18 protein-coding genes are annotated in these 19453 nt (G+C 74.0%); 9 read left to right on the plus strand and 9 right to left on the minus strand.

What is annotated here, in order from left to right; all coding sequences use genetic code 11:
- Positions 1-91: 91 nt before the first annotated feature.
- The 3 genes from ABZS80_RS09160 to ABZS80_RS09170 all read right to left on the minus strand — a co-directional run bounded on the left by ABZS80_RS09160 (position 92) and on the right by ABZS80_RS09170 (position 3019).
- Positions 92-1108, minus strand: coding sequence for an ABC transporter permease subunit (locus ABZS80_RS09160; protein ID WP_355055231.1), 1017 nt, complete (start codon positions 1106-1108; stop codon positions 92-94).
- Entirely contained in the window at positions 1105-2112 is a 1008-nt protein-coding gene (locus ABZS80_RS09165) for an ATP-binding cassette domain-containing protein (protein ID WP_355055232.1), read from the minus strand. The genes ABZS80_RS09160 and ABZS80_RS09165 overlap by 4 nt, the downstream gene beginning before the upstream one ends.
- Before the next feature lie 121 nt (positions 2113-2233).
- Positions 2234-3019 (minus strand): DeoR/GlpR family DNA-binding transcription regulator, encoded by a 786-nt coding sequence (locus ABZS80_RS09170; protein WP_355055233.1) that lies wholly within the window; start codon positions 3017-3019, stop codon positions 2234-2236.
- 197 nt (positions 3020-3216) lie between these two features.
- Between ABZS80_RS09170 and ABZS80_RS09175 the strand changes: the two genes are divergently transcribed.
- Genes ABZS80_RS09175 through nagA form a run of 3 tightly spaced genes read left to right on the plus strand, consistent with a single transcriptional unit; the run spans position 3217 to position 6240 of the window.
- Positions 3217-4146: a sugar isomerase gene (locus ABZS80_RS09175; RefSeq protein WP_355055234.1), complete on the plus strand. Its 930-nt coding sequence runs from the start codon at positions 3217-3219 to the stop codon at positions 4144-4146.
- A 55-nt stretch (positions 4147-4201) separates the two neighbouring features.
- Positions 4202-5134, plus strand: a complete 933-nt coding sequence (locus tag ABZS80_RS09180) for an ROK family protein (protein WP_355055235.1) — start codon at positions 4202-4204, stop codon at positions 5132-5134.
- Positions 5131-6240, plus strand: coding sequence for an N-acetylglucosamine-6-phosphate deacetylase (gene nagA / locus ABZS80_RS09185; RefSeq protein WP_355055236.1), 1110 nt, complete (start codon positions 5131-5133; stop codon positions 6238-6240). The genes ABZS80_RS09180 and nagA overlap by 4 nt, the downstream gene beginning before the upstream one ends.
- 13 nt (positions 6241-6253) lie before the next feature.
- On the opposite strand, the gene ABZS80_RS09190 is transcribed toward nagA, so the two are convergent.
- On the minus strand, positions 6254-7465 hold the full coding sequence (locus ABZS80_RS09190) for a DUF4032 domain-containing protein (RefSeq protein WP_355055237.1): 1212 nt from the start codon (positions 7463-7465) through the stop codon (positions 6254-6256).
- 102 nt (positions 7466-7567) lie between these two features.
- Between ABZS80_RS09190 and ABZS80_RS09195 the strand changes: the two genes are divergently transcribed.
- The gene (locus ABZS80_RS09195; protein WP_355055238.1) at positions 7568-8335 is read left to right on the plus strand and encodes a phosphatase PAP2 family protein; all 768 of its coding nucleotides are present in this window, start codon (positions 7568-7570) and stop codon (positions 8333-8335) included.
- A 9-nt stretch (positions 8336-8344) separates the two neighbouring features.
- Positions 8345-9586, plus strand: coding sequence for an APC family permease (locus ABZS80_RS09200; RefSeq protein ID WP_355055239.1), 1242 nt, complete (start codon positions 8345-8347; stop codon positions 9584-9586).
- Positions 9587-9592: 6 nt separating this feature from the next.
- Here ABZS80_RS09200 and ABZS80_RS09205 read toward each other — a convergent pair whose 3' ends face one another.
- Entirely contained in the window at positions 9593-11377 is a 1785-nt protein-coding gene (locus ABZS80_RS09205; RefSeq protein ID WP_355055240.1) for an NAD-binding protein, read from the minus strand.
- 87 nt (positions 11378-11464) lie between these two features.
- On the opposite strand from ABZS80_RS09205, the gene ABZS80_RS09210 reads away from it, so the two are divergent.
- The 3 genes from ABZS80_RS09210 (at position 11465) to ABZS80_RS09220 (ending at position 14292) form a co-directional block, all read left to right on the plus strand.
- Positions 11465-11956 (plus strand): MSMEG_6728 family protein, encoded by a 492-nt coding sequence (locus tag ABZS80_RS09210; RefSeq protein ID WP_355055241.1) that lies wholly within the window; start codon positions 11465-11467, stop codon positions 11954-11956.
- A gap of 39 nt (positions 11957-11995) precedes the next feature.
- Positions 11996-13540, plus strand: coding sequence for an FAD-dependent oxidoreductase (locus tag ABZS80_RS09215; RefSeq protein WP_355055242.1), 1545 nt, complete (start codon positions 11996-11998; stop codon positions 13538-13540).
- A 311-nt stretch (positions 13541-13851) separates the two neighbouring features.
- Positions 13852-14292, plus strand: a complete 441-nt coding sequence (locus ABZS80_RS09220; RefSeq protein WP_355055243.1) for an HNH endonuclease — start codon at positions 13852-13854, stop codon at positions 14290-14292.
- Between the two features lie 70 nt (positions 14293-14362).
- Here the strand turns inward: ABZS80_RS09220 and ABZS80_RS09225 are convergent, their stop codons facing one another.
- Together ABZS80_RS09225 and ABZS80_RS09230 are read right to left on the minus strand one after the other, a co-directional pair.
- The gene (locus ABZS80_RS09225; RefSeq protein ID WP_355055244.1) at positions 14363-15130 is read right to left on the minus strand and encodes an enoyl-CoA hydratase/isomerase family protein; all 768 of its coding nucleotides are present in this window, start codon (positions 15128-15130) and stop codon (positions 14363-14365) included.
- Positions 15131-15231: 101 nt separating this feature from the next.
- The gene (locus tag ABZS80_RS09230) at positions 15232-17634 is read right to left on the minus strand and encodes a M4 family metallopeptidase (protein WP_355055245.1); all 2403 of its coding nucleotides are present in this window, start codon (positions 17632-17634) and stop codon (positions 15232-15234) included.
- A 172-nt stretch (positions 17635-17806) separates the two neighbouring features.
- Here ABZS80_RS09230 and ABZS80_RS09235 point away from each other — a divergent pair, with 172 nt between their 5' ends.
- Positions 17807-18259 (plus strand): protealysin inhibitor emfourin, encoded by a 453-nt coding sequence (locus ABZS80_RS09235; protein WP_355055246.1) that lies wholly within the window; start codon positions 17807-17809, stop codon positions 18257-18259.
- Positions 18260-18335: 76 nt separating this feature from the next.
- On the opposite strand, the gene ABZS80_RS09240 is transcribed toward ABZS80_RS09235, so the two are convergent.
- Both ABZS80_RS09240 and ABZS80_RS09245 read right to left on the minus strand, forming a co-directional pair.
- Positions 18336-18947: a histidine phosphatase family protein gene (locus tag ABZS80_RS09240; RefSeq protein WP_355055247.1), complete on the minus strand. Its 612-nt coding sequence runs from the start codon at positions 18945-18947 to the stop codon at positions 18336-18338.
- Positions 18948-19014: 67 nt separating this feature from the next.
- Positions 19015-19434, minus strand: coding sequence for a VOC family protein (locus ABZS80_RS09245; protein WP_355055248.1), 420 nt, complete (start codon positions 19432-19434; stop codon positions 19015-19017).
- Positions 19435-19453 lie beyond the last annotated feature (19 nt).

Below are 19453 nucleotides of genomic sequence, written 5' to 3' on the forward strand. Positions count from 1 at the left end.
GGACGGGGCGACCGGCACGACGACGCCGGCCGGGGGACCCCAGCCTAACCAGGGTCCGCCCGGCCCGCATCGGACGCGGGGTCCGCGCCGGTCAGGCGATGTCCCGCCGGCGCATCGACCAGAACGCGCCGATCAGCGCGGCGGCGGCGCCCACCCCGAGCACCAGCGCGGACTGCTGCCAGGTGACCACCAGCTTGGCCGGTTCACAGGCGCCCTTGGCGAACTGGCAGGTGTCGTAGTCGAAGAGTTCGACCTTCTTCATGAACCACGACTGGGCGTACGTGGACAGGACGTAGCGGTCGCCGAACGGCACGGAGAGCACGGCCACGGCGATCCGGATGCCGATCTCGCTGATCGCGAAGACCGCCACGGCCGCGCCGAGCGCCATCGCGGTGTGCCGCCCCAGCGAGGCGAGCGCGAAGGCCACCGCGCCGACGAGCAGGATGAGCCCGACCGCCCGCAGGCCGTCGAGGCCGATGGACTGCCACACCCCGGCGGTCACCTTGGCGGTGGTCCCCCGGTAGCGGCCGATGAGCCAGAAGGCGAGCGTCCAGAAGGCGCCGAGCACCAGGCTCACCCCGAGCACGGTGCTGAGCAGCGCGGCCAGCTTGGTGCCCAGCACGGCGAGCCGTTTCGGCCGCCAGAGCAGCAGGTTCATCATCCCGCCGGTGCTCCACTCGGCACCCACGTACGAGGCGCCGACGATGAACGCGAAGAGCGCCACCGCCCCGGCGAAGACCGCGATGAACATGGGGAACTCGGCCCGGAAGTCGAACTGGTAGGGCAGGTTCCACTTCGGGTCAAACATCTCGGGCTGCGGCTGCCAGTCCCGGCCGCAGTTCGGGCCGTACCGTTCCTCGGTGTCCTGGTCCCCGCGGGCCTTGGCCGCGTCGCAGTCGGCGACCGTCTTCTTCCAGTCCTCCATCGCCCGCTGGTACTGGGCCTCGGACTCGACCTGGGCGGCCGCCACCGTCTCCTTCGAGAGCTGGTGGCTGGAGAAGCTGAAGGCGGTGGCCACCGTGGCCAGCCCGAGCAGCAGCAGGACCAGCAGCAGCCGGGTGAGCCGGCGCTTGCTGAGCCGGCGCAGTTCGGTGAAGTACAAGCTCATGCGCCCCAACCTCCCGTGGTGGCGCCGCTGCCCGGCTCACCGACCTTCGTGGACTGGTCGACCTGCCGGTGCTGGCCGGGAACCGGCGCGGTGGCGGTCAGTTCGAGGAAGACGCTCTCCAGGTCGACCGCGACGGGAGTCAGCTCGCTGACGTAGAGGCCCTGCTCGGCCAGGACGCGGCTGACCGTGGCCGGCTTGTCGACGCCGGAGAGCATCAGGTGGTCGGGCTCGGCGGCGACGCGGATCCCGGCCCGGGTCAGCGTCTCGGTCGCCTGCGGCAGGTCGGTGACCGCCTCCAGGCGGACCCGCACGGCGCCCTGCGAGTGGGCGGCGAGCACCTCGTCGACCGGCCCGAACGCGACCCGCCGGCCCAGCGAGATGATGGTGACCGAGTCGCAGATGAGCTGGATCTCGCCGAGGATGTGGCTGGAGAGCACGACGGTCATCCCGGCGGCGGACAGGTCGCGCATGAGCCCGCGCATCTCCCGGATGCCGCCCGGGTCGAGGCCGTTGGCCGGCTCGTCCAGGATCAGCAGCTTCGGGTTCTTCAGCAGGGCGGAGGCGACCGCCAGCCGCTGCTTCATGCCGAGCGAGTAGGTCTTCACCCGCTCGCCGGCCCGGTCGCGCAGCCCGACCAGCTCCAGCACCTCGTCGACCCGCGGCTTGGGCAGCTCACCGGCCTGGGCGAGCAGCCCGAGGGTGTCCCGGGCGGAGAAGTGCGGGAAGAACTGCGGGCTCTCCACGATGGCGCCGACCTGGCCGGCGACCGCGGGCAGGGCCTGCGGCAGCTCCTGGCCGAGGATGGCCATCCGGCCGCCGTTGGGCCGGATCAGGCCGAGTAGCGTCCGCAGCGTGGTGGTCTTGCCCGAGCCGTTGGGGCCGAGGAAGCCGTGCACCTGGCCGGCCTCGACCCGCATGTCGAAGCCGTCGAGCGCGTGGCGGACCCCGCGTTTCCGGCTCCGGTACGTCTTGCGGAGACCTTCGATCTCCAGGACAGCCGACAAGCTGACCTCCCCCGATAAGTAGGTGTCAGCTCGACACCATACGCGGTATGCAGGCGGAGACAATACCCGGTATGCATCGGGGTTTTCCCGGATTCGGGATCAGGCGCGCCGGCGGGGCCGGTCAGGCGCAGACGACGTGCACGCCCGCGTCGCGGAACGCCTGCACCACAGTGGGCGACGCCCCGGAGTCGGTCACCAGCGTCTCCACCCGGTCCACCGGGCAGATCCGGGCGAACGCGTGCCCGCCCAGCTTCGACGAGTCGGCGATGACCACGACCCGCTTGGCCCGGGCCACCATGAGGCTGTTCATGGCCGCCTCGCCCTCGTGGTGGGCGGCCGCGCCGAGCTGCGGGTCGATGGCGTCCACGCCGAGCAGCGCCACGTCCAGGGTGACCTCGCGCAGCAGCGCCCCGCCCAGCGGGCCGACCAGCTCGAACGACTTGGGCCGGACCACGCCGCCGGCCACCACCACCTTCATCCGCGAGCGCACCAGCAGCTCGTTGGCGATGTTCAAGGCGTTGGTGACCACGGTGAGCTGGGCGCCCTCGGCGCTGGTGTTCAGGTCGGGGCGGACGGCCAGGGCCCGGGCCACCTCGGTGCTGGTGGTGCCGCCGTTGAGGCCGACCACGGTGCCCGGGGAGACCAGCGCGGCGGCGGCCGCGCCGATCCGCTGCTTCTCGGCCGAGTGCTTGGCCGTCTTGTAGCGCAGCGGCAGGTCGTAGGAGACGCCGTTGGCGACCGCGCCGCCCCGGGTCCGCGTGATCATCTGCTGCTGGGCGAGCTGGTCGAAGTCACGCCGGATGGTGGCCTGGGAGACCTCCAGGCGCTCGGCCGCCTCCTCGACGCTGACCCGGCCGCTGTCGGTCAGCATCTCGAGCAGCGCGTTCCATCGGGCGTAGCGGTCCACGGGGGGCCTCCACTGACTCTGCACGAACGGTGATTGATTGCGTGCACAGTAGTGCGCGAAACTGGCCAGGCGCAAAACCCTGTCCTGCGCGATGTGGGAGCCGGTTGCCACGGCCACCCCGAATCGCGCAGAATGACGCGCGAAAGGCGGCCATATCGCGCCGTATTGCGCAAGGTCTCCCCTGGCGAGGAGTTGTCATGGCGTACGTGCACGCGGAGATCGCGAGCCAGCCCGACTGCTGGCGGGAGGCGGCGCGGCTCGCCCCGGCCGTCGCCGACCGCCTGCCGCGCCCCGGCGAGCGCGTCGCCGTGGTCGGGTGCGGCACGTCGTGGTTCATGGCGGCCGCGTACGCCGGGCTGCGCGAGGGCGCCGGCCAGGGCGAGACCGACGCCTTCCAGGCCAGCGAGTTCCCCACCGGCCGCCGCTACGACCGGGTCATCGCGATCACCCGCTCCGGCACCACCACCGAGGTGCTCGACCTGCTCGCCGCGCTGCGCGGGCAGCTGCCCACCACGGTCCTGGTCGGCGACCCGGCCGCACCGGCCGTCGAGCTGGCCGACGCGGCGGTGCCCCTGCCCTTCGCCGACGAGCGCTCGGTGGTGCAGACCCGGTTCGCCACCACCGCGCTGGCGCTGCTCCGCGCTCACCTCGGCGACGACCTGGGCCGGCTCGCCGCCGACGCCGAGGTGGCCGTCCGGGCCCCGCTGCCGATCGACCCGGCCACCATCGAGCAGGTCACCTTCCTCGGCCGCGGCTGGACGGTCGGGCTGGCCCAGGAGGCCGCGCTGAAGTGCCGCGAGGCCGCCACCTTCTGGGCCGAGGCGTACCCGGCCATGGACTACCGGCACGGCCCCATCTCGATCGCCGCCCCCGGGCGGCTGGTCTGGGCGTTCGGCGGCATCCCGGAGGGCCTGCCCGAGGACGTGGCCGCCACCGGCGCCGCCTTCGTGCACAGCCGCACACACGGCTGCCACACCGTCCTGACGAGCTGGGCGGCCGGGCGCAACCCGGTCGACCCGATGGCCGACCTCATCCTCGCCCAGCGCTTCGCCGTCGCGCTCGCGACCAGCCGCGGCCTCGACCCCGACGCGCCCCGGCACCTGACCCGCTCCGTGGTGCTGGCGTGAGCGCGAGGAGTGAGCCGGGGTTGCGAGCCCCGCAGTCGCGAACACAGGAGGCACTGTGACCCCAGGCGGCGAGGTCGTCGTCGCGCTGGACGTGGGTGGCACCGGAATGAAGTGCGCCCTGGTCCGGCCGGACGGCGCGACCGTGCACGCCGAGCGGCATGCCACCGACGCGGCGCGCGGCCCGGAGGCGGTGGTCGGCACGATCCTCGACGTGGCCGAAGGGCTGGCCGGCAAGGCCCGCGCCGACGGCCTCACCCCGGTGGCGTGCGGCATCGCCGTGCCCGGGGTGGTCGACGAGGCCCACGGAGTGGCGGTCTGGTCGGCGAACGTGGGCTTCCGGAACGTACCCCTGCGGGAGCTGGCGCGGACGCGGCTCGGCCTGCCCACGGCGCTCGGCCACGACGTGCGGGTGGGCGGCCTGGCCGAGGCGCGGCTCGGTGCCGGGCGGGACGCCGGCCACGTGCTCTTCGTCGCGATCGGCACCGGCATCGCCGCCGCCCACGTGGTCGACGGGTCGGCCGCCGCCGGCGCGCACGGCGCCGCCGGGGAGATCGGCCACATCCTGGTACGCCCCGACGGCCCGCGCTGCGGCTGCGGGCGCCCCGGCTGCCTGGAGGCGATGGCGTCGGCCTCGGCGATCGGCCGCCGGTACGCCAAGCTGTCCGGCGGCGCGGCCACCGCCGCCGAGGTGGCCGATCGGGCGGCGGCCGGTGAGCCGCTGGCCGGCCGGGTCTGGCGGGAGGCCGTCGAGGCGCTCGCCGACGGCCTGGCCACCGGTCAGGCGCTCTTCGACGTGGCGACCATCGTGATCGGCGGCGGGCTGGCCCAGGCCGGCCCCCGGCTGTTCGATCCGCTGCGTGCGGCCCTGCGCGAGCGCCTGACGTTCCACCGCGAGCCGCGCCTGGTCGCGGCGGCCCTCGGCGACGAGGCCGGCTGCCTCGGCGCCGCCCTGCTGGCCCTGGACACCCTGGCGAAGGAGAGCCGATGACCCTGCGCGTGACCGGCAAGGTGGTGACCCCGAACGGCGTGCTCCGGCAGGGTTGCGTGGAGATCGCCGGCGACCGGATCCGGGCGGTCGCCGAGTACCCGACGGTGCGCGACGGGCACTGGATCGTGCCGGGCTTCGTGGACATGCACACCCACGGCGGAGGCGGGCACACCTTCACCACCGGGGACGCGGAGTCGGCCCGGCAGGCCGCCGACTTCCACCTCGGGCACGGCACCACCACCCTGCTGGCCAGCCTGGTCAGCTCCCCGTTCCCGCTGATGCGCGAGGCCACCGCCGCCTACCGGCCGCTCGTCGAGTCCGGGGTGCTGGCGGGCGTCCACTTCGAGGGGCCCTACCTGTCCGCGGCCCGGTGCGGGGCGCAGAACCCGGAGTTCCTCCGCGACCCGTCCACCGAGGAGCTGGCGGAGCTGATCGAGCTGGGTGGCGGCGCGGTCCGGATGGTCACCCTGGCCCCGGAGCGCGACGGCGCGCTGGAGGCGATCAAGCTGCTGGTCGGGCAGGGCGTGGTGGCGGCCGTCGGGCACACCGACGCCACCTGGGAGCAGACCCGGGCGGCCGTGGCGGCCGGCGCGAGCGTCGGCACCCACCTGTTCAACGGGATGCGACCGCTGCACCACCGCGAGCCGGGACCGGTGGTGGCCCTGCTGGAGGCCCCGAACGTGGTCTGCGAGCTGGTCGCGGACGGCGTGCACCTGCACGACGGGATGCTCGGCTTCGCCACCTCGGTGGCCGGCCCGGAGCGGGCCGCCCTGATCACCGACGCGATGGCCGCCGCCGGCATGCCCGACGGCGAGTACGAGCTGGGCGGCCAGGCCGTCACCGTGGCCGACGGGGTGGCCCGGCTCAGCCGGGACGGCGCGATCGCCGGCAGCACGCTGACCATGGACGCCGCGCTGCGGCACGCGGTCGGCGCGGGGATCGCCCTGCCGGACGCCTGCCGGATGGTCGCCACCACCCCGGCCCGGGCCATCGGGCTGGGCGACCGGGTGGGCGCCCTCCAGACCGGCCTCCGGGCCGACCTGGTCGTCCTCGACGACGACCTCAACGTGCTGCGGGTGATGCGCGCCGGCGCCTGGGTGGACTGACGCCGCGGGCTGATCAACCCCCGGTGGGCACCTCGACGCCGAGCACCGCCTGCTCGTCGGGGCGGTGCACCAGCACGTCGGCCAGGTAGGACTGCACCGCCTGGCGCATCCCGACGTCCCGGCCCGCCCGCTCGGAGAGCAGCCACTTGTGCTCGATGATCTGGGCGAACAGTTCCTGCGGCTCCAGCTTGTGACGCAGGTGCGCGGGCACCGCCCGGACCACCGGCTCGAACACCTCGGTCAGCCAGCGGTGGGCGGCCTGCTGCTCGTCGGTCAGGTCGCTCTCCACCCGGTACGCGTCCAGGTCGTTGAGGAGCTTGCGGGCCTGGTTCTCCTCGGCGTCCAGGCCGGTGAGCCGGAGCAGCCGCCGCGTGTGGTAGCCGGCGTCGACGACCTTGGGCCGGACCAGGTAGCGCCCGTTGTCGACGGTCGACATGGCCACCTCGGCGACGTCGAAGCCCAGCTCGTTGAGGCGGCGGATCCGGCCCTCGATGTCGTGCCGGGCCTCCCGCTCGATCTGCTGCTCGTAGGTGATCTCGTGCCAGAGCCGCTCGTAGCGCTGCACGACCTGCTCGCAGACCTCCTCCGGGTCGATCGACTCGTGCAGCAGGCCGGCGGCCTGAAGGTCCAGCGCCTCGCCGAAGATGTTGACCCGGGCGATCTCCAGGTCCTCGCCGCGCTGCCCGTTCGAGAGCGACGGGTGCAGCGCGCCGGTCTCCGCGTCGACCAGGTAGGCGGCGAAGGCGCCCGCGTCCCGCCGGAACAGCGTGTTGGACAGCGAGCAGTCGCCCCAGAAGAAGCCGGTCAGGTGCATCCGGACCAGCAGCACCGCCAGCGCGTCGAGCAGCCGGTTCATGGTCTCCGGCCGCAGCGTGCGGGAGAACAGCGCCCGGTAGGGCAGTGAGAACTGGAGGTGCCGGGTGATCAGCACGGGGTCGAGCGGCTCCCCGTCGTCGGTCTGCCGGTCGGCCACGATCGCGATCGCCTCCACCGAGGGGAAGTCGATCCGCTCCAGCGCCCGGAGCAGGTCGTACTCCCGTTCGGCGACCCGCTCGCCGGTCTCCTTCACCGCGTAGACGTAGTCGCCGAGCCGGACGAAACGCACGATGTGCCGCGAAATACCCTGGGGCAGCGCCACCAGGTGTTCGGCAGGCCACTCCTCCAGCGGGGTCGACCAGGGAAGGTCGAGCAGCGCCGGGTCGACGAGGGCCGAGGTGATCCGCACGGGGACCAGTGTGACCGCTGACCCGCCGGGAGCGCTTCCCTTCGTGGTTGGGCCCACAGCCGCCGGCGCCGGCCCGCCGCGGGCGGCCGGTAGCGTGGTCGCGTGCGGGAGACCACGCAGGTACGCCGGAAGCCGCGGCTCCGGCCCGTCCGGCCGGCCGGCTGGTGGTGGGACGGGCTGCTGCTGGCTGCCCTGGTGGCGCTCACCGTGGCGCTGGCCGAGGGGCACCTCTTCGGGCTCGACCGGGCCGTCGCCGACTGGTCCGAGACGCACCGGCCGACCGCCGCCCGGTGGGCGGCCATGGCGCTCAACCTGCTCGGCCAGGGCACCCCGCTCACCCTGCTCGCGGCCGGGCTCGGCGTGCTCCTGGCGGTGCGGCTCCGCTCGGTCCGCCCGGTGCTGCCGCCGGTGACCGCGTTCGTGCTCACCTACCTGACCATCGGGCCACTGAAGGTGTGGACGGCGCGGCCCGCGCCGAGCGCCAGCGTGAAGGAGCCGTTCCTGGCGCCCGACCAGACCCTGCCGTTGTTCCAGCAGGATCTGCCGGTGCGCTTCGCCCAGTCCTACCCGTCCGGGCACGTGGCCAACGCCATCGTCTGGTACGGCGTGCTCGCCCTGCTCCTGGCCCCACTGCTGCGCACCTTCGGCCGGACCATTCCGCCCCGGCTGGTCACCGTGATCCGGGTGGTGCCACCGCTCGTGGTCTTCTGCACCACCATCTACCTGGGCTGGCACTGGCTCACCGACTCGTTCGCCGGGCTGATGCTCGGCCTGCTCCTGGACCGGCTGCTGCACCGGGTGCCCTGGGACGACCTGCCGTTGCCCGCCCCGCTGCGAAACCGGGACCGGCCGTTCACCTCCACCCCCTAGCCTGCGCTCGTGGCTGAACTGGCACGCCGGCTGGGCGTACGCGACGCGGTCGTCATCGGGCTGGGGTCGATGCTCGGCGCGGGCGTCTTCGTGGTTTTCGCCCCCGCCGCGGCGGCGGCCGGCGGCGCCGGCCTGCTCGTCGCGCTGGCCCTCGCCGGCCTCGTCGCCTTCTGCAACGCGACCAGCTCGGCCCGGCTGGCCGCCCGCTACCCGGAGTCCGGCGGCACCTACGTCTACGGCCGGGAGCGGCTGCACCCGTTCGCCGGGTTCCTCGCCGGCTGGGGGTTCGTGATCGGCAAGACGGCGAGCTGCGCGGCGATGGCGCTGACCATCGGGGCGTACCTGTGGCCGGGGCGGGCGCGGCTCGTGGCGGTCCTCGCGGTGGTGGCCGTGACCGCCGTGAACCTGCGCGGGATCGGGAAGACCGCGACCGCGACCCGGGTGCTGGTCGGCGTGGTCCTCACCGTCCTCGGCGTGGTGGCGGCGACCGGCGCGCCGCACGTGGAGCCGGCCCGGCTGGCCGGTTTCGCCGACACCGGCGTCCGGGGCGTGCTCACCGCCGCCGGCCTGCTCTTCTTCGCCTTCGCCGGGTACGCCCGGATCGCCACCCTCGGCGAGGAGGTCCGCGACCCGGAACGCACGATCCCGCGCGCCGTGCCGCTGGCGCTCGGCGTGGTGCTGGCCAGCTACCTGGCGCTGGCCGTGGTGGCTCTCGGCGTGCTGGGTGAGCAACGACTGGCCGCCTCCACGGCGCCCCTGGCCGAGGTGGTGACCGCCGCCGGGCTGCCCGGCCTGGCCTGGCTGGTCCGGGCCGGGGCGACCGTGGCGGTGACCGGGGTGCTGCTCTCCCTGCTCGCCGGCGTCGGCCGGACCACGCTCGCGATGGCCCGCCGCCGGGACCTGCCGGGCGCGCTGGCCGCCGTGCACCCGCGCCACCGGGTGCCGCACCGCGCCGAGCTGGCGGTGGCCGCCGTGGTGATCGTCGTGGTGTCCCTGGCCGACGTGCGGGGCGCCATCGGCTTCTCCAGCTGCACCGTGCTGGTCTACTACGCGATCGCCAACGCCTCGGCGCTCACCCTGGGCCGGGATCCAGCCCGGAAACTGCCGGGGCAGCTTCTCGCCGTGCTGGGGCTGGTCGGGTGCCTGCTGCTCGCGGTCAACCTGCCGGTCACCAGCACCCTCGCCGGCTTCGGCGTGCTCACCCTCGGCGCCGCCTGGTACGCCCTCCGCCACACCACCCGGCCGGCCTGACCCCGGTCACTCGTCCGGTTGGCGGGCGGCCGGCGCGGCCGCCGGGGCGGGTGGCGGCACCGGGGTGGTCTCCCGGAGCAGGGCGGTCAGCCCGGCCCGCCGGGCCACCACGGTCAGCCGGTCGCCCGCATGGATCACCATGCGCGGGTCGGTGGACCACTCCGTCTTCTGCCCGGCCGGGGTGTAGGCCAGCAGGCGCACCTCGCCGGGGCGGGCCACCGCGGCGAGCGGCCGCCCGTCGAGCGGGGAGCCGGCCACCACCGGCACCTCGGTGACCAGCAGCGCGTGCCGGTCGACCGGAATGGTGGCGATCACGGCGCGGTCCAGCATGGCCGCCGCGAACGCCGGAGCGGCCAGGTAGGACACGCTGCGGGAGATGCCGATCCCGAACGCCTGCTGGATCCGTTCGGCGAAGTCGCCGTCGAAGAGGCGCAGCACCACCCGCAGGTCGGGGTCGAGGGAGCGGGCGTTGAGCGCGGCGCGGAGGTTGATGCCGTCGTCGGTGGAGACCACCACGAGCGCCTGGCTCGTGTCGACGGAGGCGGCGCGCAGGGTCTCCTCCTGGCCCGCGTCGCCGACGATCAGCGGCACGCCGAGCCGGTGCGCCAGCGGGGCGCCCCGCGCGTCCGGGTTCTTGTCGATGGCCACCACCTCGACCCCGAAGTCGTGCAGTTGGGCCATCACCCGGGTGCCGATGTTGCCCAGCCCGACCACCACCACGTGCCCGGAGCGGTCGGGCTGGACCCGGCCGGCGTGCAGGGCGAGCCGGGCGTTGACGATGCCGTCGACCACGGCGGCCGTGATCAGCGGGATCAGCGCCAGCCCGGCCAGGTTGAGCACCACCTGCATGATCTGGGCGGCGAGGGCCTTGTTGACGTCCGGGTCCTGCCCGCTGAGGGTGGTGACCAGCGTCAGGTAGAGCGCCTCGGACCAGGTCACGTCGGCCGCCCGGGCGTTGAGCCAGCCGAGCACGGCGATCACCGCCAGCAGCACCAGCACGGCCAGGCCGATCTTGCGGGTGGCGAAGCTGCGGAGCGCGCGGAGCAGCACCGCGACCGGCTGCCGCCGGCGGCGGGCCCGGACCAGCCGGCGGGCGGCCAGCTCGGTGCCGGGCGGCCGGCCGGTCGCCTCGGCCAGCACCACGTCGGCGGAGGCCTCGTCGGCGGGCAGCACCCGGACCAGTTCCGGGTCGGTGGTGACGGCCAGCCCGCTGACCACGTCCTGCGGGCGTACGTCGGCGCGGCGGGCCACGTAGAGGGTGCGGCCGGCGTGCCGGAAGTGGGTGGGGGCCAGCTCGCCGAGGGCGGCAGCCACGAAGGCCGGCGCGGAGATCGACGCGTCGGAGAGCACCGCCGAGTCGGGGAAGAGCTGCCGCACGCCGTTGGCCAGGCTGGTGTTGAACATCCGGACCACCAGGCGCAGCCGGGGCTCGACCTCCTGGGCGCAGAGCGCGGCGTGCATGTTGCCCACGTCGTCCTGGTGCAGCAGGGCCAGCCCGTCCGCCCCGGCCAGGCCGGCCCGGCGGAAGGCGGCCTCGTCGAGCCGGTCGGCGCGGACGACCTGGACGCCCGGGATGTCCCGTCCGTCCGGCCCCTCGGTGCGGCGGCGCTCGGGCACGACCAGCGTCACCCGGACCCGGCCGGCGGGCGGGTCGGTGGCGAGCAGGGACCGGACCACCCAGTAGGCCAACGGGTCCGAGCCGCAGACCACGTAGTGCGGACGGGCGTCGCCGTTCATCTTGAGCCGCCATCCGGTCGCCCGGCGCGCGCGGTCGCGGAGGGGCTCGGCCATGCCCGGATCGTAGTCAGTCGCTCGCAGCGCGCGCAGCCCCCTCGATCATGAACGCATGGGGCCCGCCAGTACGGGTAGAGCAGCGGCATGCAGACGTTCCTGCCGTATCCGGACTTCCTGGCCAGCGCCCGGACGCTGGACCAGAAGCGGCTGGGCAAGCAGCGGGTGGAGACCATCCAGGTGCTGCGCGGGCTGACCCGGCCGGACTACGGCTGGCGCAACCACCCGGCGGTGAAGATGTGGGCCGGGTACGAGGAGGCGCTGACCCGGTACGGCCTGGACATGTGCGCCGTGTGGTCCGAGCCGGGACGGGCGGACACCTGCGCCGCCACCATGGCCACCGACCTGGCCTCCGCCTGCGGCATCGCGCTCATCCGCACCCAGGCGGAGCTGGCCGACGCCGGCGAGCTGCCGCCCTGGCTGGGCCGGGACGACCTGCACCTCAGCCACCGGTCGTCGCTGCTGCGCAAGGACCCGGCGCACTACGGCCCGCAGTTCGGCGACGTCCCGCCCGACCTGGAGTACGTCTGGCCGACGTCGGACCGGCCGCGCCGCTGTCTGCTGCCCCCGGCGGCGTGAGCCGGCAGACTGGGGGCTCCCCTCGGGTCGGAGGTGCGCGTGGCACTGTCGCGAGTGGTCGGCCGGCTCATCGGCGTACGCCGGCACCTGGTGGACCCCGGCGGCGGTGGCGCCCCGCGCGTGTCGCGACCGGTGCGGGCCGTGGTGGTGGGCGGGGGCATCGCCGGCATGTCGGCGGTCGTGGTGCTGGCCGAACGCGGTGTCGAGGTGACCGTGCTGGAGGCCGCGCCGCACCTGGGCGGCCGGCTGGGCGCCTGGCCGGAGGAGTTGCCGGACGGCGTCCAGCGCAACGAGCACGGCTTCCACGCCTTCTTCCGGCAGTACTGGAACTGGCGGAACATCCTGCGCCGCGCGGATCCCACGCTGGGCTTCCTCAAGCCGGTGCCCGGCTACCCGATCCTCTCCGCGCGGTGGCCGGACGAGGAGTTCGGGCGGCTGCCGTCCGCGCCGCCGGCCAACCTGCTCGCCCTGCTGCTGCGCAGCCCGAGCCTGCGCCTGGCCGACCTGCGGACCATGGACCGGGACGCGGCGCTGCCGCTGCTGGCCTACGACCCGGAGCGCACCTACGCCGAGTTCGACACCCGGACCGCCGACGACCTGCTCACCTCGCTGCGGCTGCCGGACCGGGCCCGGGCCATGCTCTTCGAGGTCTTCTCGCACTCGTTCTTCAACCACGAGGCGGAGATGTCGGCCGCCGAGATGATCGCCCAGTTCCACTTCTACCTGCTCGGTAACCCGGAGGGGCTGGCCTTCGACTGCCCGGACCGGGACTACGCGACCGCGATCTGGGAACCGCTCACCCGGCACGTCCAGCGGCACGGCGGCCGGGTGTGCACCGGCACGGCCGCCGCCCGGCTGGACCGGACGCCGGACGGCTGGCGGGTGACCACGGCCGGCGGCGATACCCACGAGGCTGGGCACGTGGTGCTGGCCGTCGACCCGCCCGCGCTCGCCGCGCTGGTCGCCGCCTCACCCGGGCTGCTCGCGGCGGCGCCCGGACTGGTGGCGCGGATGCCCGCGTTCGGCCGGCCCGGTCCCCCGTACGCGGTGGCGCGCTACTGGCTGGACGGCGACGTGCGCCCGGACCGGGCGGTGTTCAGCGGGGTGTCCCGGCAGCCCACCCTGGACTCGGTGACCCTCTACCACCGGCTGGAGGACGAGCCCCGGCGCTGGGCGCGGCGGACCGGCGGATCGGTGGTCGAGCTGCACGCGTACGCCTGCGAGCCGGACGTGCCGGCCGGGGAGCTGGCCGAGCGGATGCGGGCGGAGTTGGCCGCGCTCTGGCCGGAGGCCGCCGGCCTGCGGGTGCGCGAGCTGCGTGCCCGGGTCGAGGCGCAGGCCCCGGCGTTCACCCCGGGCAGCCACGCGGAGCGGCCGGGGGTACGCACCGACGCGGCCGGCCTCTACCTGGCTGGCGACGGGATCCGGACCGACTTCCCGAGCGCGCTGATGGAACGCTCTGCGGCCACCGGGATCGTGGCCGCCAACCACATTCTGCGGGCCGAGGGGGCGGCGGCCGAGCCGGTCCACTCGGTCCGCCCGCGCGGCCTGCTGGCCGGGAGACAAGGAAGGGCCCCCTCTTAACGCCTGGTGTCGAGAAGGGTCCCCTTCTCACATCTTCTGGCAGCGCAGGAGGGATCGAAATGCGTTGCCCGACTTTCCGGCGTCGATCTACCGTGAGCGCGCAAGGTCAACCACCGCTCCGGGAGCCGTCGATGTCGCTGCGACACGTCACCACGATGCCGTCGTGGCTGCTCGGCGACGGCTGCCGGGCCGAAGGTCCCCCGGCCGGACGGCCCGACTGACGCGCCCGCGCGTCCCCGTCGTCGCCGCCCGTCCGCCAGGGACCGGGCGGCTTTTTGCTGCCGTACCACCGATCGTGAAGGGAGAGCCCGGTGGACGCCGTCCTCGTCATCAACGCCGACCTCGGCCCGCTGCACCGGGTCACCGTCCAGCACGCGATCCGGATGCTCTGCCGGCGGGTCGCCGAGATCCACGAGGCCGAGCCGGACCAGGTGATCGGCGTCTTCCCGATGCCGCGGGTGGTCCGCCTCGTCCGGTACGTGGTGACCCGCTGGCGGTTCAGCGCCGGCCCGGCCTGGTCCCGCAGCGGGGTGCTGCGCCGCGATGGCGGGCGGTGCGCCTACTGCGACGGTCCGGCCAGCACGATCGACCACATCCTGCCCCGCTCGCGCGGTGGCCGGAACACCTGGGGGAACACCACCGCCGCCTGCTACGGGTGCAACCAGCGCAAGGGCGACCGGACCCCGGCCGAGGCGGGCATGCCGCTGCGGCGGGAGCCGGTGACGCCGAGCTGGGCCTCGCTGGCGCGGTGACGGACGGCCGGCGGGCACAGGGGGTCGCGTCGGAGGCACGCCTCCGGCGCGGCGCCCGCCGGTCCCCCCGTCAGCCGGCGGCCGGTGGGGTCCAGCCGAAGCGCGGCGGGCGGCGCCCGGTGACCGCGGCGATCCCCTCGCGGGCCTCGCCGCTCTCCCGCACCTGCCCGTGCCACCAGGCGATGCGATCGTCGTCGGCGCGCCCGTCGACGATCTCCTTGGCCGCCGCCACGGTGAGCCGGGAACGCTCGGCGATGGTGGCGGTCAGCGCCGCCACCCGCGCCGCGAGCCCGTCCGCCGGCAGCACCTCGTCGACCAGCCCGATCCGCAGTGCCCGCTCGGCGTCGACCAGCTGGCTCGTGAATAGCAGGTGCTTGGCCGCGGACGGCCCGACCAGGCCGGCCAGCCGCCGGGTGGTCGGCGCGGGATAGACCAGACCCAACCGCGCCGGGGGTACGCCGAACCGGGCGTCCGCCGCGGCGAGGCGCAGGTCGCAGGCGACGGCGAGCTGGCAGCCGCCGCCGACGCAGGCGCCCTCGATCGCGGCCACGGTGGGCCGGCCGAACGCGGCCAGCCGCTCCTCGGCGGCCACCGCGATGCTGCCGTCCCCCGCCTCCAGCAGCTCGTCCAGGTCGCCCAGGTCGGCGCCGGCGCAGAAGGTGCCGCCCGCCCCGGTGAGCACCAGCACGCGCACCGCCGGATCGGCCTCCAGGCCGTCGAGCAGCACCGGCAGCTGCCGCCACATGGCCGGCGTCAGGGCGTTGCGGCGCGCCGGGTTTCGGATCACCACGGTGGCCACCGGTCCGCTCACCGTGACGGTCAGCTCCGCGTCCGACATCTCTCCCCCTCGCGCCGCCGGTTCTCCGGCGACCGTAACGGTCGGGGCCCGGTGACCACCCGCGTGGGGTGGCCGCCGGGCCCCGGGGTCGGGCGGTCAGGTCAGGAGACGTTGACCGCGGTGTCGTCCACGACGAAGGAGGTCTGCAGCGAGGAGTCCTCGGTGCCGGTGAACTTCAGGGTGACGGTCTGGCCGGCGTACGAGGCCAGGGAGAAGGACTTCTGGCTGTAGCCGCTCGCCTTGTTCAGGTTCGAGTAGGTGGCCAGGGTCGCCAGCACGCCGCCGGACGAGTTGAGCACCTGCACGGTCAGCTTGTCGTACTGGACGCTGCTCGTGCTCTCGGAGGAGTCGATGTGCAGCCAGAAGGTGAAGTTGTAGGAGGTGCAGCCGCTGGGCAGGCTCACCGACTGGGCCAGCGTGTCGGTGTGGGTGCTGCCGTAGCCGTCCAGCCAGGCGTTCCAGGTGCCGGTACGCGGCGGCTGGCCGCTGGAGCCGTACTGGCCGATGACGCCCGAGGTGGTCGACCAGCCGGTGTTGCCGGACTCGAAGCCCGGGTTGGCGAGCTTCTGGCCGGCGCCGGTGCAGCCACCGCCGGTGCCGTTCACGGTCAGCGTGTAGGTGGCCGTCTTCGTGCCCGACGTCGCGCTGCCGCTGATCGATACCGAGTAGGTGCCGGCCGGCGTGCTCGCCGAGGTGGCGATGGTGAGCGTGGACGAGCCGCCCGAGGTCACCGAGGACGGGCTGAACGACGCGGTGGCGCCGGTCGGCAGGCCCGAGGCGGAGAACGTCACGGTCTGCGCGGTCCCGCTCGTGGTGGCGGTGGCGACGGTGGTGGAGACCGATCCGCCCGCGGTCACCGAGCCGGAGGTCGGGGAGAGCGAGACGGAGAAGTCGTTGCCGGTGGAGCTGCAGGGCGCGTCGTTGCCGGCCACGTTCACCGCGGTCCACGCCGCCTGGACGGTCTTGTACTCGGTGGAGCAGTTGCCGTACAGGTCGGTCGCCGCCTTGAGGGTGTAGGCCCGGGCGGTGTTCGACGGGGTGGTGTTGTTGACGTACGAGGTGTTCGAGGTGAAGTACACGTCGAGCGCCCGGTACCAGATCTTCTCGGCCTTGGCGCGACCGATGCCGGTCACGGCCGGCGCCGAGCCGCAGACCGGCGACGTGCCGTACGCGGTGGAGCCGGTGCCCTCGGCGAGGTTGAAGTAGAAGTGGTTGGCCACGCCGGAGGAGTAGTGCACGTCCTTGTTCTTCGTGCTGGTGCTCCAGCAGGAGTCGGACGAGCCGTCCAGCGACGGGTTGTACATGTAGCGCAGCGGCGTGCCGTTGCCGTTGATGTTGATCTTCTCGCCGACCTGGTAGTCACCCGGGTCGCTCGGCGCGGCGGCGTAGAACTCCACCATGTTGCCGAAGATGTCGCTGGTGGCCTCGTTGAGGCCGCCGGGCTCACCGGAGTAGACGAGGCCGGAGAGGGCCTCGGTGACGCCGTGGCTCATCTCGTGCCCGGCGACGTCGAGCGAGACCAGCGGGCGGGAGTTGCCCGAGCCGTCGCCGTAGGTCATCTGGGAGCCGTCCCAGAAGGCGTTGACGTAGTTGTTGCCGTAGTGCACCCGGCTCGGCACGCCCGCGCCGTTGCCGAAGATGCCGTTGCGGCCGTGCGTGTTCTTGAAGTAGTCGAAGGTCTTCGCGGCGCCGAAGTGGGCGTCGACGCCGGCGGACTGCCGGTTCGAGTTGGTGCCGTTGCCCCAGTTGTTGTCGGGGTCGGTGAAGGTGGTGCAGGTGCCGCCGGTGCTGTTGTTCATGTCGCAGGTGCGGCCGTTGCCGTGCGACGGGTCCACCATCTGGTAGGTGCTGCCGGAGAGCGTCGTGTCGATGCTGACCGTGCCGGTGTAGATGCCCTGGCCGCTGCCGACCACCATCTCGATCTCGTCGTAGGAGCCGATCACCTTGCCGGTGGTCGCGTCCGTGAGGACGTGCAGCTTGGACGGCGTCTGCTTGTCCGCCTGCCAGCCGGTGGCGACGGTCTCCCAGGCCAGCCGGCCCCGGCCGGAGCTGGCGTCGACGAAGAGCTCCGGGGTGCCCACCGAGGTGAGCGAGCCGGAGAACGCCTTGCGCGCGCTGGCCTTGGCCGCCGCCGAGCCCACCTTGGCGGTGGTGCCCAGCGTGAGCGGCGCGGCCAGGCCGACCGACGTCCCGGCCAGCGTCCCGTTCTGGGCGGTGTGGATGACGAAGTCCCCGCCGTAGACGCGCAGGCCGTGGTAGGTCCGGGCGTAGCGGGTGTGGGTGGCCCCGGAGGCGTCCACCTTCGTGCGGACGGCCTGGTACGCCTCCCCGGCGGCGCCCTGGACGGCACCGGGGTTGGCGCGGAGCAGGCTCGCCGCCCGGGCTGCGGCGGCGGACTCGGGGGACGGGGCGCTCGGGGTTGCCGCGTGCGCCGTGGTGGTGACGCAGGTCAGCACGCCGCTGGTGAGCAGCGCTGCGCTGACGGCGGCGAGAGATCTTTTCACGGGGCCCTCCTGAAGGGGGGAAGTTGTGACGGGGGTAGTCACTGATGTAGATATAGCGATACATCGAAGAACGTGAAAGGGTGCGAGCGCTTTCCTGCCGGAGACACTGACCGTTCGGACGATGCGACGGAACGTGTCGGAACCGGGTGGCCCCGCCGTGCGTCCGATCGGCATGAGAGCGACCCCCGTCGCGGCGACCCTCCTCGCCGCGCTCCTCACCCCGCTCGCCGGCTGCGCCCAGAACGCCGCCACCCCCGCGTCCGGCGGCGCGGCGCCGGCCACCGCCGTGCCGGTGGTGCTCACGAAGTCCGGCGGCATCGTCGGGCTCAAGGACACCGTCACGGTGCAGCCCGACGGCCGGTGGACCCGGGTCGACCGGGCCGGCACCTCCCACACCGGCCGGCTCAGCGACGCCGACCTCGACCGCCTGCGTCAGCTCGCCACCGACTCACGGCTGGCCGCCGAGGCCGCCGCCACGGTCCCGGCCACCATGTGCGCGGACGCGTTCAGCTACCGGCTCACCGTCGGCCCGACCACCACCGGGTACGTGGACTGCCCGCCCCAGGCCACCCCGCCGCCCGCCACCGCGGCGGTGGTCGACCTGCTCACCCGCGCCACCGGCTGACCCCGCCCGCCTGGGCGACCGTGCGGTTGCCGGCGGGGAATGCCTCGACGCCGTCAACCTCCTGGTCGGCGGCGGTTCAGAGGCGGTAGGCCGCGGGCAGGCCGGTCGCGCGCAGGTCCGGGGGAAGGTGGGCGACGTCGTTGAGGGCGATCAGGGTGGGCGGGCCGGCGGGCGTGTAGCGGATGACGGTCAGGCCGGCGTTCTGGTGGTTCAGGCCGATCCATCGACGCTCCGGGGCCTCCAGGGCGTGCCGGACCAGCCAGGCGACCAGGAAGTTGTGGGTGACGATCAACTCACGGACGTCGCCCTCGGCGGGCGCGGTCGCGAAGCGGGAAACGGCCTCCGCCGTCACGCGCGGTCCGTCGAGCCGTTCCCGCTCGGTGAACTCCGCCAGGAAAGCCGCGTACCGCTCGGGCAGGCCGGCCGGATCGGTGTCGTGCGGCATGTGGTCCCCGGCGCGGTCGTCCTCGTACACCGGGACACCCGGCAGTGCGGCGGCGACCAGCGCGGCGGTCTCCGCGGCGCGGCGGGAGGGACCGTGGTGGACGGCGGCGAAGTCGGTGCCGCGCAGACGCTCGCCCAGCAGCGTGGCCTGCCGTCGCCCACGCGCCGACAGGCCGGTGTCCGCCTCCTCCTCCGCCCGGTCCTGCTCGGCGTGCCGCACCAGGTAGAGCAGTCGGCTGGACACTCGGGTCACCTCCGGGGTCGGGAGAGGCGAGACTAGCCGGCAACTCCCGACCCCGGGGCCCCGCCGGTCAGGCGCGGGGGTGCATCTGGCCGATGCGGATCCGGTTGCCGAACGGGTCGCGGATCCCGAAGTCGATCCCGTACGGCCGCTCGGTCGGCTCGTCGGTGATGGCCACGCCCTTGGCCACCAGGTCCTCGTGCGCCTTGCGCGCGTCGTCGGTGGTCAGGCAGAGCCAGCCGCTCATCGCGCCCTTGGTCAGCAGCTCCCGGACCCGTTCGGCGGTGGCCGGGTCGAGGGCCGGCGGACCGGGCTTCTCCAGCAGGATCTCGTGCTCCGGGTCGCCCGGCACGTTGACCGTGAGCCACCGCATGAAGCCGAGGTCCTGATCGGTGTTCACCTCGAGGCCGAGCTTGCCGACGTAGAAGTCGAGTGCCTCGTCCTGGTCTAGGACGTAGATCTGGGAGCGGGAAATCGAGGTCATCGTCATGCCCGAAACGCTAGAGCAG

Origin of the sequence: Micromonospora sp. NPDC005305 (assembly GCF_040607315.1) — a bacterium.
In the GTDB taxonomy this organism is placed as follows: domain Bacteria; phylum Actinomycetota; class Actinomycetes; order Mycobacteriales; family Micromonosporaceae; genus Micromonospora.